Source organism: Candidatus Marithrix sp. Canyon 246 (genome assembly GCF_001723685.1).
Taxonomy (GTDB): domain Bacteria; phylum Pseudomonadota; class Gammaproteobacteria; order Beggiatoales; family Beggiatoaceae; genus Marithrix.
Window position 1 is genome coordinate 67,145 of sequence record NZ_MCBX01000001.1, and the last position, 12,851, is coordinate 79,995.

The window sequence follows — 12,851 nt, forward strand, 5'->3', positions numbered from 1 at the left end:
TCCGAGAATTGATAAATGCAGGTTGTTATCTCAAGCGACACGGAAGTAAACATGACATATATATTAATCCAAATAATGGTAAACAAGCTCCAGTGCCTCGTCATCCAGAAATTAAAGAGATATTGGTAAAAAAGATCAAAAGGCAATTAGGTATTTAGAAACTTAAAGCATTAGATGATCGATAAAATTAAATATAGAAGATAGTTTATATACTCATTTTATATATCTGTAAACATTCAGAATATTCAATAAATTGTAAAAAATCCGTTTATTCCGTAAACGGATTTTTTTTTTGAATAAACTCAAGGTAGTCACGTTCATTGCCTAATGTAATAAATTACAATACATCCATACAGAATATGACTAACAATAACAGATTAAAAATTAAAAATTTTGGTCCAATTAAACAAATTGATATTGAATTAAAAGAAATAAATATATTTATTGGACCACAAGCAAGTGGTAAATCAACAATTGCGAAGTTAATACATTTCTTTGAATATATTATTTCAGATTTTCCATTTTCAAATACTGATTCTAAATCTTTATTATCAATATTTAATAAATTATTTGGAGAACTTTACTTACTAAATAGTCCAAATACGGAAATTGAATATATTTATAATAATGGTGAAAAAATAACTATAAAAAATAATAAATTAGAATTTAATCAGTTACCAAAACGCGATCATAAAACCATCTTAATTCAGAATTAGAAACCATGTTTGAAAACATTTTGAATGGAAAATTCAAATATATTAATGGTGAAAATAGAATTTATTTTAACACAGATAAATATATTACACTAGATAGAGCATCTTCAGGGCAACAAGAAGTATTACCTTTAATTTTAATATTAAGAGATGTTTTATCTTCTCAAGAACTTACAGAAATAACCCTAGAAGAACCAGAAGCACATTTATATCCTTACTCCCAATATAAATTAATAGAACTAATTAGTTGGATATATAATAGCCATCACAAGAAAAATAGATTTATTATTACAACTCACAGCCCGTATATTTTAAGTTCTTTTAATAACTTATTATTTGCATATAAAGTAGCAAACCTTACAGAAACTAGTAAATTAAAAGTAAAACAACTAATATCAGAAACTTGTTGGATAGCACCAGATAAAATAGCAGCCTATTCAGTAAATGAAGGAACTACAAATTCCATAATAAACTCATCAACTGGCTTGATTGCTGATAATGAAATTGATGATGCCAGTGAAGATATAGCTGGTTATTTTGATCAACTGTTAGTGATTTATCGGGAATTTAAGCATGGATAAGAAACTAGAATCTACCTTTGAATTAATCAATGAAAATAAATGTTTAGAAGTTATTTCAGATAATGAATTTGAGATTTATGATAGTAATGATAAACAAAGATGTTTTATCTTACTAAAAAATTATAATTTCAGTATAATAACAAAAATCACAGCTAAAATGATTTAAAAAAATGCAAATAGACTTAGCCCCTATAACAAACCCTCGCGCTCGTTTTCATGGTGGAACCATTGTTATTGATAATCTATCGCAAGATGTTGAAACACCAAAACAATTTCACTGGTTACAAAAAAAATGGCGTTGTCGCGCCGTTGATTATCGCCTAATACGCCCTTGGCTTTATCAGCAAAAAATTTGGAATCAAATTCCGCGTTGGGAGTCTCTATCCTTAACTTTACAAGAAAATTGGGTACCTCATGCCTATCAAACTGAGGCACTTGATGCTTGGATAGCCGCTGAATGTTGGGGTAGCGTCGTATTACCAACTGGAGCTGGTAAAACAGTTTTAGCCCTAAAAGCCATATTAGAAACAGAAGTTAGCACCTTAATCGTAGTACCAACTATTGACTTATTGCATCAATGGTATGCGCGTTTAGAAAATGCCTTTGGAATTACAATCGGCACTTGGTATGGCTTAGAAAAACAATTACAACCAATAACTGTCACCACATATCCAAGCGCATGGGCACATGCCGAAACATTAGGCAGCCAATTCAAACTATTGATTTTTGATGAAATCCATCATTTAGCCGCACCCTCTTGGCACGAAATAGCCCTAATATGTGCCGCACCATATCGGCTTGGCTTAACTGCAACCTATCCAAATCAAAAAAACAACTTTCGCCCATTTACCCCCAAACCAAAAACTGACACTAATCAACAATTACAACTACTTGCAAATCCATCAGATCCAGTAGCACTACTAAATGAACTAGTAGGAACAATAGTTTATTTTAAAAAAATTGACGATTTAACAGGCGCACAACTAGCACAATACCGCACACAACGTATTCTAGTAGAATTATATGATCAAGAAAAAACAGAATATGATACTGCATACGCAAATTATGTTGGCTACGTACAAGAACATCGTTTACGAGAAACTCATGGCTCCTCATGGTGGCATGAACTAACACGTCGCAGTGCCTATCAAGCAGAAGCGCGTCGTGCCAAAATCGCAGAATTAAAATGGAAACATATTATATATCAAGCACAAGCAAAAGTAGATATACTAGAAAAACTATTACATGAACATAAAAAACAACACATTATAATTTTCACAGCACATAACAGCTTTGCCTATCGCATATCACGACACTACCTAATACCAGTAATAACCCACCAAACCAAAGCGGCAGAACGTAAAGCAATATTAGACCATTACCGCAACGGCAATTACCAAGCAATAGTTACAACCAAAGTATTAAATGAAGGAATAGACATACCGAAAGCAAAAATAGCAATAATACTAGGAGGCAGTGCCAGTGACAGAGAATACATACAACGTCTAGGGCGAATATTACGTAAACAAGGTAATACCCAAGCCATATTATACGAAGTAGTAGTAAAAAATACCGCCGATGAAAGAATATCACAGCGGCGACAACCATCAACAAGCCCTGAAGGGGCGAAATAATATAGCCTAGGGCAACGCCCTAGGTGAGAATGTGATTTTATGTTAGCCCTGAAGGGGCGAAATAATGAGGATAAGGATAAATTATGTCGCCCCTTCAGGGCTTGGTTGGGATAATATACGTGAACCTAGGGCGTTGCCCTAGGCTATATTATGTCGCCCCTTCAGGGCTAAAACAAAAAATTTGGAATCAAAGTAAAGCATACCCCATAGCCGCTTTAGTATCATTTTTAACCAACAGCGGCACATGTTGCTTTAAAATCTCAGCCACTTCATATAACTTCTCTACTGAACCAGCTTTCAATTCTAATTCTACTTCACTCAAAGGAACACTTGCATTGTTAGCCTTAACCTCACCTTGATCAAGCACCAATTCAATTTCACTACCATCATCAAACACTAAATCCCACTTCATACGTTGAAAATTAGTAGTAAACAATGGTAAAACTGGAAATTTATCATATTCTGGAACCTCACTATTAATTTCCTTTTCCCATTCTTGCCGCTGATGTAAACCACCTACAGCTTTATTGGCAGTTTTCATAGTTTGTATCCACTTATTACCAATACGGCGTACACGCAAACCCACACCACTCCGTAACAAATCATGCTCAGAAGTATCATAATAAATATTATACAGATCTTGAGTAACACAAATTGTAGATTTTAATAAAGGATGGTCTAAAAATTGCTTTATATATTTGGAATCAATCTCTAATTTCAGTTCAGTTTCAATCGACATATCATAAAACTTTATGCTAGAATATTATTTTTTATTACAAAAAAAGATTATACCATGAAAAATTTTACAATTATTACCTTAATATCAATATCGATGTTATTAGGGGCATGTGCCCCAGATCGTTCCACTAAAATATATACATCAGCTCAAGCCTTACAAGCAGAAGATGTAGAAGAAGGCGTTGTAGAAAGCGTACAAGAAGCAAAAATTAGAAAAGAAGATACACCTGTTGGCTCAATTGCTGGTGCTGCTATTGGTGGAATAGCTGCTAGTGGAATTGGTGGCGGCAAAGGTAGTGCCATTGCCTCAATTGCTGGTGCTGTTGTAGGTGGTTTTCTAGGAGATAAAGCCGAAAAACTAGTCACTGACAAAAAAGCCTACAAAATAGTAGTGAAACTTGACAGTGGTCAAAAAATAGTAGTTGTACAACAAGCAGACGTTCCATTTCAACCCGGTGAACGAGTAAATGTATTTAGTAGTCGCGTAGATAATACCAAAAGAGTATCAAAGCTTTAAAGACAGCCAATGTTTAGCTAGAGATTGTAACAATACGCTATTATCAACCTTATTAGCGCGATATTTAGCTAACACAACAATATCTAAACCCGCTAAACATTGCTGGTTATTACGAAAACTTTCACGCACCAAACGTTTCACTCGATTTCTATCCACAGAATTTCTAATCCGCTTCTTAGAAATAACCAAACCTAAACGAGCTAAATCCAGCCCATTTTTTCTTGCCAAAACAGTTAGACAACTATCAGAAGACTTCAAAGCATCCTCAAAAACATACTTATATTCTTGAGAATTTAACAAACGTTGTTTTCGCGTGAATCGCATTAAGCAGTTAGTTTTTTACGCCCTTTAGCGCGTCTTGCATTAATAATTTGTCTGCCACTTTTAGTAGCCATACGACTACGAAACCCATGACGACGCTTACGTTTTAAAGTACTTGGTTGGAATGTTCTTTTCATGATTTGCCTTTAAATAAACTCAAAAAACTTTACATTATAGTGTTATTTTATATAAATTGTCAAACCTTTTCATACTCACATAAATCAGCAACTACACATTGATCACACTTTGGCTTACGCGCAGTACAAGTATAACGCCCATGCAAAATTAACCAATGATGCGCATTTTGCTGATATTTTTTCGCAATATTCGCCAATAAATTTTTTTCAACCTCAACCACATTTTTTCCAGCAGCCAAACCACTTCTATTAGATAATCTAAAAATATGAGTATCAACCGCAATAGTAGCCTCACCAAAAGCAGTATTTAAAATCACATTAGCAGTTTTACGCCCAACACCCGGCAAAGCCTCTAATTGCACCCGCTGATTTGGCACCTTACCATCATATTTTTCAACTAATATGGCACAAGTCTTAATAATATTACGCGCTTTATTATTATATAAACCAATAGTTTTAATATAAGCACGTAAACCATCTTCACCTAAAGATAAAAAATCAGCAGCAGACTTAGCCACTTTAAATAACGGCATAGTAGCCTTATTAACACTTTTATCAGTAGCTTGAGCAGACAATATAACCGATACCAATAACTCAAAATTACTAGAATAATTTAATTCTGTTTGAGGGTTTGGATTCTGTGCCTGTAAACGAGCAAAAAATTTATTAATTTGTTTACTATTCATAATTGGAGACAACATGTTTTTGTGGATTAAAGCCATTCATATTATTTTTATAGTTACATGGTTTGCAGCTTTATTTTACCTACCGCGTTTATTTGTATATCACGCAATGAGCGATGACACTACCAGTAAAGAACGATTTAAAATAATGGAACGTAAGCTATATTACGGCATAATGACACCAAGTGCAATAATAACAATTATACTAGGATTTTGGTTACTAGGAATGGCAAATTATTGGTGGCAAGCAGGATGGTTACATGCAAAATTAACATTAGTAGCAGTATTGATAATATATCATATATACTGTGGCAAACTAATGAAAGACTTCAAACAAGATAACAATAAACACAGCCATGTATTTTACCGTTGGTTTAATGAATTTCCGGTATTAATTTTAATTGCAGTAATTATTTTGGTAATCGTTAAACCATTTTAAATCACATAATTTTTTTAAGAATCTAAATATGCGCCCATCCCAATTAAATCTAATATTAGAACGTGAATTTTTAAGTACAAGTACTGGACATCATACCCCTGTTATGTTGTGGGGTCCTCCGGGAGTTGGTAAATCACAACTGATTGCACAAGTTGCTGCACGACATAATGCACCAATGGTTGATATTCGCTTATCACAAATGGAGCCTAGTGATTTACGAGGTATTCCATTTCGAGTTGGTGAAAATGTCGAATGGGCAACTCCTGCCTTATTACCTAATGCTGAACGTCATGGTCAAAATGGTATTTTATTTTTAGATGAAATTACTTCAGCACCTCCAAGCGTCTCAGCTTCTGCTTATCAATTAATATTAGATCGTCGTTTAGGAGAATATAAAGTTCCAGATGGATGGGCAATTATTGCCGCTGGAAATCGACAAGGTGATCGTGGTGTAACTTACACTATGCCTGCCCCGTTAGCCAATCGCTTTTCTCATTTTGAACTGGAAGTTTATTTAGATGACTGGGTAGCATGGGCTTATAAAAATGGGATTGATGAAAAAATCATCGGATTTTTAAGATTTCGCCCAGAATTATTATTTGATTTTGATCCAGCTCACAATCCAGTGGCATTTCCAACACCGCGTTCATGGGAATTTGCTCATAGAGCCATACAAAAATTTGCTGATAATTCCGAGTTGTTGTTAGGGACATTACAAGCCTGTGTAGGTCCAGCGGCGGGAATTGAATTAAATGCTTTTATTTCCAACTTGGATCAAATGCCTGATTTAGATGCAATTTTAAAAGGTGAAACTGTAGAAATCCCCAAAGAAATTGACCTACAATATGCAATTGCCGCTGCTCTAGTTGGACGAGCAATTAGTGCCGAAACCCCAGAAGTTTATGGACATATATTAAATTTTGCAACACAATTTCATCCTCGTGAAATGGGAGTAATGTTAGTATCAGACATGCACCGGGCTATAGGGTCAAAATTATTTAGTGTTCCAGAATTTTCACAATGGGCGCAGGCAATTGGTGATATTATGCTTTATGATTGAGCTGAGCTAATGGAAACCCGATCTACTATTTTATTTTAATAGCCCTGAAGGGGCGAAATATTATAGCCTAGGGCAACGCCCTAGGATAACATATATTATATAACCAAGCCCTGAAGGGGCGACATAATACCTAGGGTGTTGCCCTAGGCTATAATATTTCGCCCCTTCAGGGCTTTAAAATCAAATAGTTAGATATTTATGTATAAGAATCTGAGTAAATATGTTAAAAGATTTATACATACCGTCTAATATTGGTGATACGTAATACTAAGGATTTTGACAGATGTGGTATTCAATTACTTAATCCTTTTGAAGAATTACAAAAATGGAAACATACCTAAAAAACATCCTAAACCAACAAAAACAAGCAAATTTATATCGCACTCCTAAAATTCATGAAAAAACTTTTCTGAATTTTTCTAATAATGACTATCTAGGATTAGCCAATCATCCGAGTTTAAAAGCCACTTGGCAACAAGCCGCTGATAAATATGGAATTGGTAGCGGCGGTTCTCATTTAATTTCTGGGCATACAGCGGCTCATCATGAGCTGGAAACTACATTAGCAGCTTACACTAACCGTAAAAGGGCTTTACTTTTTTCTAATGGTTATATGGCAAATTTAGGAGTTATTACTAGTCTGGTTGGCAGACATGATGCTATTTTTTTAGATAAATTGAATCATGCCTCTTTAATTGATGCCGCTTTATTATCACGAGCAAAAATTCACCGTTATCCACATAATGATATATCACATTTAGCCAAATTATTAGCAAAATCATCAGCTAAGCATAAATTAATAATTACTGATGGAGTCTTTAGTATGGATGGTGATATAGCCTTATTGGCTGATATTGTTGAAATTGCTAATAAATATCAAGCTTGGCTAATGGTAGATGACGCTCATGGCTTAGGAGTAATTGGTAATAATGGAGGTGGTAGCTTAGAAATGTATAATTTAGACGCTGAAAATGTACCAATATTAATGGGAACTTTAGGCAAAGCCTTTGGAGTATTTGGAGCCTTTGTAGCAGGAAGCGAATTATTAATTGAAACCTTAATCCAATCAGCACGTAGTTATATTTATACCACAGCCTTACCGCCAGCCCTAGCAGCAACAATTAAAACCAGTATAACAATTGCCAAACAAGAGCAATGGCGACGACAACATTTACATGAATTAATTAAATACTTTCGCAGCAATGCTGCCAAACTAAAAATACCATTAATGAATTCAATAACACCAATACAAGGTATAATAATAGGAGATTCCAAATCAGCAACAGCGGCAAGCGAAGCATTATATGAACAAGGTATTATAGTAACAGCGATTCGCCCACCGACTGTACCTCAAGGCACAGCGCGTTTAAGAATTACCTTTTCAGCATTACATGATAAAAAACAAGTGGATGAATTGTTGGCGGCTTTGGTAAAGATTATTTAGACAAACTTGTAGGAAATTAAACATATGAAACAAGTAGCACCATTACGTTATGATGTAATTTTTAAAAAGGCTTTTTCTGTGCCAGAAATTTTTAATGCCTTTGTTCGTGATTTTTTAAATATAGAATTTGAGACTTTTACTGTAGAAACTGATAAAACTTATACGCCAACTATTGGTAATGTTGCAGCAAAATTTGATCTTTATGCCGAAGATAAAAAAAATCGTATAATTGTTGATATGCAGCATGTTCGTTATCCTGATCATTATCATAGATTTTTACATTATCATTGTGCAGCTTTATTAGAACAAACCGTGAAATCAAGAGATTATCGCCCTAAGTTAAAAGTCTTTACGCTAGTGATTTTAACTTCTGGTGATAAGCATAAAAAGGATATTTGTGTCATAGATTTTGATCCAAAGGATTTGCAAGGTAATTCTATTGGTGAAATTGATCATAAAATCATTTACATTTGTCCAAAATATCTCAATAAAGAACTAACACCGAAAAAATATCATCAATGGATGGAAGCGATTGAAGATACATTAGATGAAGAAGTAGAAGAATCAAAATATACCCTGCCTGCAATTCAACGTATATTCAAAACAATAGAAAAAGATCAAGTTACTCCAGAAGAACGTGCCATAATGTTTGATGAATATGGAGAAGAACAAATTAAAAAACAAGGATTTAAAGACGGTTTAAAGGAAGGGATAGAAAAAGGTATTACTCAAAATATACATGACACAGTATTACGTATGCATAAAGAGGGATTAGAGATAAAAATTATTGCTAAAATTGCTGGAATAACCGAACAGGAAGTAGTTAAAATAAATGGCAATTATTATGACAGATATTGAAAATAAACTAGCAACCGCTCGTACCAAATTAATTTTAGATAAACCATTTTTAGGTGCCTTAGTATTGCGTCTGCCAATGCGAGCCGCTGAACCTAAATGGTGCGCTACCAGTGCTACTGACGCTAAGCATTTTTATTATAACCCTGAATATATTGAAGCTTTAAATGTTGATCAAGTACAATTTGTATTAGCTCATGAAGCTTTACATTGTGCATTATCACACTTGACTCGCCGTCAACATCGAAATAAGTTTCGTTGGGATTTGGCATGTGATTATGCCATTAATCCTTTATTATTAGAAGAAGGTTTAACTCCACCGCCCAATGTCTGGATACCAGAAGGCACTGAAGGCATGACGGCTGAAGAAATTTATCCTACCATTGAAGAAAATGATTCTGATGAACCAATGGATAAACATATTTATGGCGATAATCAACAAGAACAACAAAATTTAGAAACACAATGGCAACAACGCTTAGCAGGAGCAGCACAACAAGCACAACAAGCTGGTAAACTAAATGGCGCGATGGCGCGAATGGTTGATCATTTCTTACAACCACAACTGCCGTGGCGTATGTTATTAGCCCGTTATATGACCATGATGGCACGAGATGATTATACCTATATGCGCCCATCACGACGCGAAGGATCAGCAATTTTTCCAAGTTTACGTAGTTCCCAGCTTGAAATTATAGTCGCCTTAGATATCAGCGGCTCAGTAACTGATAAAGAAATATCTCAATGTATAGCAGAAATAAATTCCCTAAAAGGACAAATGCGAGCGCGTATTACTTTATTAGCATGTGACTACAAGCTAGCAGAAGGCACGCCTTGGATTTATGAACCTTGGGAAGACTTTTCTGCACCGGGTAAATTTCAAGGAGGTGGAGGCACATCATTTAAACCAGTATTTGAATGTGTCGAACAAATGCAAACACCAGATTTACTCGTATATTTTACAGACGCTAAAGGTGAATTTCCTGAACAAGAACCGAATTATCCAGTGATTTGGTTAGTAAAAGGCAAAGCCAAAGTAGCTTGGGGGCAGAGGATTCAATTGAATTAATCCTTGCTTATATGCAATCCCTGTAGTTAAGGCAAATGATTTGAAGCTCCTTCCTGTAATTAGTACAACATATTTTCGGAATAAACGGATTTTTTTAACTGATTCCCACGCTGGCACGTGAGAAAAATATTATTTAAAAACATCCAGAGTCAAATTATTATACCAGCCATAAGCATATTGAACATCCAATTTACGCTGTTCTGCGGTGGCATCTATACTAGATGTTCCGCCACTTCCGGGTACTTTTATTATGCTTTTACCATCTTCTGCTAATCGGTATATGGCTACAATTGATATTGCATAGTCTGTACCTACAATACTATAGCAACCATTACTAAATGATGGGCTTGTAATTGCCTGCCCATTTAATAATGCCGCTATTGCAGTGGCACATGCTTTGGCTTCTGAATTTGCGGCAAAACCAGATTTTGGTAAGGGGCTAGCTGTACAAGCGTCGCCAATTACATGAATATCTTGATGTCGAGTTGATTCAAATGTTTGTACATCTACTGGACACCAACCACTATCATCAGTTAAGTCAGCAGCAAAGGCAATTGCACCAGCTTTTTGTGCTGGTATGATGTTCAAAACATCAGATTGATAACTATTGCCGCTGCTGGTAATTACTGTTCTATTATTGGCATCAACACTAGTGACTCCTTCGCCGCTTTGCCATTCAATCATATTTGGATATAAATCGCGCCAAGCTTGCATAAATAAATCTTGTTTCGCAAAGCTAGTTTTTGAATCTAAAATGATCACTTTAGAGCTTGGTTTATGTTGTTTCAAATAGTGAGCAATCAGACTCGCGCGTTCATAAGGAGCTGGTGGGCAACGATATGGATTAGGTGGTGCAGCTATTACCACGGTGCCACCATCACTCATAGACTCTAACTGAGCGCGTAGAGTTAGTGTCTGTTCTCCAGCTTTCCAAGCATGAGGTATATTCTCAGCAACATTAGCGTCATAACCTTCTATAGTGTCATAACGAAAATCAATTCCCGGAGATACTACACAACGATCATAATTATAACTGCCACCATTCTTAGTAGTAACAGTATGAGTTACTGGATCAATAGCTATTACTTCATCTTCTACTACATTGACTCCATATACAGATTGCAAAGTATTATAATTAAAACGCAGAGATTCTAAATCGCGATCACCACCTAACACCTCATTACTCATATAACAAGTCAGATATGAAGCATTTTTTTCAATTAAAGTAACTTCTATGCTCGAATCAGCGCGACGTAAATATTTAGCCACAGTTGCGCCACCAGTGCCGCCACCAACTATAACCACTTTCTTGCCAGCAGCTAATGCCATATTCGGCAAGCTGATTGTGCCAGCGGCTGCAACCAATTTTAAAAATGTTCGACGTGTTGACATTATATTAAACCCCCTAATGATCCACTACCATTACTAGTATCTCCAAAACTATCAATAGACAAACCCATTAATTTCGCAATTGACACTAATAATTTACTATGACTTTCATCAGAATAACTCAAAGCACGCCCCCCAACTAAACCAGTTTTAGAGCCGCCTATCAAAACAAATGGCATATTATTATGACTATGATTATGAGAAATTTCAGACATATTGAAAATTAAGGTGTTATCCATTAAATTACCATTGCCTTCAGGAGTATTTGTTAAAGTATCTATTAAAGATACTAACTGTTGGTTATACCAACTTTTCAATTTAATAAAACTGTCTGAATTGCCACCATCAGAATCATGTGAAGCATTGTGATTATCTCGTTGAGTTCCAGATTCTGGAATAATTATTTCTCCAGATACAGGATGACCAATTTTAATAGTTATAACACGAGTCATATCACAACTAAAGGCTTTAGCAGCTAAATCCATTTGTAATTGTAAAACTGTAGCAAAATTAGCTACATCTTTATAAGCACCATTATCAGGATTAAAGCCACCTTGATTAAAATCATCAACATCACAACTGCCGCCGACACTATCACGCAGACGACGCTCAATATCACGCAAAGAACTGAGATGCATATCTACTTTCCTTTGTTCCAAAGTGCCAAGACGCTGACTAATTTGATTAACTTCATCCAATACAAAGTCAATAATACTTAATTCACGCGCTACATCTCCGTCGGGATTTGGGCTAGTCATATTACCAAAAACTCGATTAAAAGCCGCTATTGGATTATCCTCTGATAAAATTTCGATTCCACCCGGGCTATAAGTAAGCATCGGTTTACTCCACTCATTACCACGAACACCTAAGTTTAAGTATGGAAATGCAGTCTCCATCTTAAAATATTGCCCTAAATAGTAATCGAGAGACACACGTCTTTGAGCATTTTCAGAACCAAAGCCAGTTAATACCTTAGCAGCACCACCTTCATGTGTTCCACCACCACCATACATTTTTAAACCAGTTAAAAACACACACTTATCACGAATTGCCTCAAAAGGAGCAGTCATTGCTGGCAAAGTAAAATTAGTATCAGAAGATCTATTTGGATGCCATAAACCATTAGTTGCCCCATCTGGAGTATAGAAAAAAATGATTCTTTTTGGTGACTCAGCCGCAATTGCTGGGCGAATAAAGGGCAATATACTGGCAGCTCCAAGCCCCTTTAGAAAATGACGGCGATTAATTAAAAACTTATTATTCATCTG

The 12,851-nt window shown here is 35.4% G+C and carries 17 protein-coding genes; 11 read left to right on the forward strand and 6 right to left on the reverse strand.

Features of this window, described 5'->3' with window-relative positions:
• Positions 1–8: 8 nt before the first annotated feature.
• The 5 genes from BHU68_RS00285 to BHU68_RS00300 all read left to right on the forward strand — a co-directional run bounded on the left by BHU68_RS00285 (position 9) and on the right by BHU68_RS00300 (position 2,928).
• Entirely contained in the window at positions 9–158 is a 150-nt protein-coding gene (locus BHU68_RS00285) for a type II toxin-antitoxin system HicA family toxin (protein WP_216092667.1), read from the forward strand.
• A 201-nt stretch (positions 159–359) separates the two neighbouring features.
• Positions 360–716: an AAA family ATPase gene (locus BHU68_RS00290; RefSeq protein WP_069470042.1), complete on the forward strand. Its 357-nt coding sequence runs from the start codon at positions 360–362 to the stop codon at positions 714–716.
• 5 nt (positions 717–721) lie between these two features.
• Complete coding sequence (locus tag BHU68_RS00295) at positions 722–1,294, forward strand: AAA family ATPase (protein WP_069470041.1); 573 nt, start codon at positions 722–724, stop codon at positions 1,292–1,294.
• A complete protein-coding gene (locus BHU68_RS17030; protein ID WP_171899507.1) occupies positions 1,287–1,460 on the forward strand; it encodes a hypothetical protein in 174 nt (57 codons plus the stop codon). Before BHU68_RS00295 ends, BHU68_RS17030 begins: the two co-directional genes overlap by 8 nt.
• A gap of 4 nt (positions 1,461–1,464) precedes the next feature.
• Positions 1,465–2,928, forward strand: a complete 1,464-nt coding sequence (locus BHU68_RS00300; RefSeq protein ID WP_069470040.1) for a DEAD/DEAH box helicase — start codon at positions 1,465–1,467, stop codon at positions 2,926–2,928.
• Between the two features lie 187 nt (positions 2,929–3,115).
• On the opposite strand, the gene BHU68_RS00305 is transcribed toward BHU68_RS00300, so the two are convergent.
• Positions 3,116–3,667 carry a CYTH domain-containing protein gene (locus tag BHU68_RS00305; protein WP_069470039.1) on the reverse strand — a complete coding sequence of 184 codons (552 nt, stop codon included), beginning with the start codon at positions 3,665–3,667 and terminating at the stop codon, positions 3,116–3,118.
• A gap of 54 nt (positions 3,668–3,721) precedes the next feature.
• On the opposite strand from BHU68_RS00305, the gene BHU68_RS00310 reads away from it, so the two are divergent.
• Complete coding sequence (locus tag BHU68_RS00310; protein ID WP_069470038.1) at positions 3,722–4,183, forward strand: outer membrane lipoprotein; 462 nt, start codon at positions 3,722–3,724, stop codon at positions 4,181–4,183.
• Here the strand turns inward: BHU68_RS00310 and rnpA are convergent.
• From rnpA to nth, 3 genes are read right to left on the reverse strand one after another with little or no spacing between them, the layout of a single operon-like run.
• Entirely contained in the window at positions 4,172–4,507 is a 336-nt protein-coding gene (gene rnpA, locus BHU68_RS00315; RefSeq protein WP_069470037.1) for a ribonuclease P protein component, read from the reverse strand. The two genes, BHU68_RS00310 and rnpA, sit on opposite strands and share 12 nt — an antisense overlap.
• Positions 4,507–4,641 (reverse strand): 50S ribosomal protein L34, encoded by a 135-nt coding sequence (rpmH, locus tag BHU68_RS00320; protein WP_069470036.1) that lies wholly within the window; start codon positions 4,639–4,641, stop codon positions 4,507–4,509. The genes rnpA and rpmH overlap by 1 nt, the downstream gene beginning before the upstream one ends.
• 59 nt (positions 4,642–4,700) lie before the next feature.
• Entirely contained in the window at positions 4,701–5,327 is a 627-nt protein-coding gene (gene nth / locus BHU68_RS00325) for an endonuclease III (protein ID WP_102135606.1), read from the reverse strand.
• Between the two features lie 13 nt (positions 5,328–5,340).
• Here nth and hemJ point away from each other — a divergent pair, with 13 nt between their 5' ends.
• From hemJ to BHU68_RS00350, 5 genes are all read left to right on the forward strand, one after another.
• The gene (gene hemJ / locus BHU68_RS00330) at positions 5,341–5,763 is read left to right on the forward strand and encodes a protoporphyrinogen oxidase HemJ (RefSeq protein ID WP_069470034.1); all 423 of its coding nucleotides are present in this window, start codon (positions 5,341–5,343) and stop codon (positions 5,761–5,763) included.
• Positions 5,764–5,791: 28 nt separating this feature from the next.
• Complete coding sequence (locus BHU68_RS00335) at positions 5,792–6,823, forward strand: AAA family ATPase (protein ID WP_069470033.1); 1,032 nt, start codon at positions 5,792–5,794, stop codon at positions 6,821–6,823.
• A gap of 325 nt (positions 6,824–7,148) precedes the next feature.
• Entirely contained in the window at positions 7,149–8,267 is a 1,119-nt protein-coding gene (bioF, locus tag BHU68_RS00340; protein WP_069470032.1) for an 8-amino-7-oxononanoate synthase, read from the forward strand.
• 24 nt (positions 8,268–8,291) lie between these two features.
• The gene (locus tag BHU68_RS00345; RefSeq protein WP_069470031.1) at positions 8,292–9,125 is read left to right on the forward strand and encodes an Rpn family recombination-promoting nuclease/putative transposase; all 834 of its coding nucleotides are present in this window, start codon (positions 8,292–8,294) and stop codon (positions 9,123–9,125) included.
• Positions 9,100–10,191: a vWA domain-containing protein gene (locus tag BHU68_RS00350; protein WP_171899515.1), complete on the forward strand. Its 1,092-nt coding sequence runs from the start codon at positions 9,100–9,102 to the stop codon at positions 10,189–10,191. Before BHU68_RS00345 ends, BHU68_RS00350 begins: the two co-directional genes overlap by 26 nt.
• A gap of 129 nt (positions 10,192–10,320) precedes the next feature.
• Here BHU68_RS00350 and BHU68_RS00355 read toward each other — a convergent pair whose 3' ends face one another.
• Together BHU68_RS00355 and BHU68_RS00360 are read right to left on the reverse strand one after the other, a co-directional pair.
• Positions 10,321–11,583 carry an NAD(P)/FAD-dependent oxidoreductase gene (locus BHU68_RS00355; RefSeq protein WP_069470030.1) on the reverse strand — a complete coding sequence of 421 codons (1,263 nt, stop codon included), beginning with the start codon at positions 11,581–11,583 and terminating at the stop codon, positions 10,321–10,323.
• Positions 11,583–12,848, reverse strand: a complete 1,266-nt coding sequence (locus tag BHU68_RS00360) for a DUF1552 domain-containing protein (protein WP_069470029.1) — start codon at positions 12,846–12,848, stop codon at positions 11,583–11,585. Before BHU68_RS00360 ends, BHU68_RS00355 begins: the two co-directional genes overlap by 1 nt.
• Between the last annotated feature and the right edge of the window lie 3 nt (positions 12,849–12,851).

What these genes read in the sequence shown, in the direction of transcription:
- BHU68_RS00290 (WP_069470042.1), top strand. Translation starts at nt 360, where the DNA reads ATGACTAACAATAACAGATTAAAAATTAAAAATTTTGGTCCAATTAAA.
- BHU68_RS00295 (WP_069470041.1), top strand. Translation starts at nt 722, where the DNA reads ATGTTTGAAAACATTTTGAATGGAAAATTCAAATATATTAATGGTGAA.
- BHU68_RS17030 (WP_171899507.1), top strand. Translation starts at nt 1,287, where the DNA reads ATGGATAAGAAACTAGAATCTACCTTTGAATTAATCAATGAAAATAAA.
- BHU68_RS00300 (WP_069470040.1), top strand. Translation starts at nt 1,465, where the DNA reads ATGCAAATAGACTTAGCCCCTATAACAAACCCTCGCGCTCGTTTTCAT.
- BHU68_RS00305 (WP_069470039.1), bottom strand. Translation starts at nt 3,667, where the DNA reads ATGTCGATTGAAACTGAACTGAAATTAGAGATTGATTCCAAATATATA.
- BHU68_RS00310 (WP_069470038.1), top strand. Translation starts at nt 3,722, where the DNA reads ATGAAAAATTTTACAATTATTACCTTAATATCAATATCGATGTTATTA.
- rnpA (WP_069470037.1), bottom strand. Translation starts at nt 4,507, where the DNA reads ATGCGATTCACGCGAAAACAACGTTTGTTAAATTCTCAAGAATATAAG.
- rpmH (WP_069470036.1), bottom strand. Translation starts at nt 4,641, where the DNA reads ATGAAAAGAACATTCCAACCAAGTACTTTAAAACGTAAGCGTCGTCAT.
- nth (WP_102135606.1), bottom strand. Translation starts at nt 5,327, where the DNA reads ATGAATAGTAAACAAATTAATAAATTTTTTGCTCGTTTACAGGCACAG.
- hemJ (WP_069470034.1), top strand. Translation starts at nt 5,341, where the DNA reads ATGTTTTTGTGGATTAAAGCCATTCATATTATTTTTATAGTTACATGG.
- BHU68_RS00335 (WP_069470033.1), top strand. Translation starts at nt 5,792, where the DNA reads ATGCGCCCATCCCAATTAAATCTAATATTAGAACGTGAATTTTTAAGT.
- bioF (WP_069470032.1), top strand. Translation starts at nt 7,149, where the DNA reads ATGGAAACATACCTAAAAAACATCCTAAACCAACAAAAACAAGCAAAT.
- BHU68_RS00345 (WP_069470031.1), top strand. Translation starts at nt 8,292, where the DNA reads ATGAAACAAGTAGCACCATTACGTTATGATGTAATTTTTAAAAAGGCT.
- BHU68_RS00350 (WP_171899515.1), top strand. Translation starts at nt 9,100, where the DNA reads ATGGCAATTATTATGACAGATATTGAAAATAAACTAGCAACCGCTCGT.
- BHU68_RS00355 (WP_069470030.1), bottom strand. Translation starts at nt 11,583, where the DNA reads ATGTCAACACGTCGAACATTTTTAAAATTGGTTGCAGCCGCTGGCACA.
- BHU68_RS00360 (WP_069470029.1), bottom strand. Translation starts at nt 12,848, where the DNA reads ATGAATAATAAGTTTTTAATTAATCGCCGTCATTTTCTAAAGGGGCTT.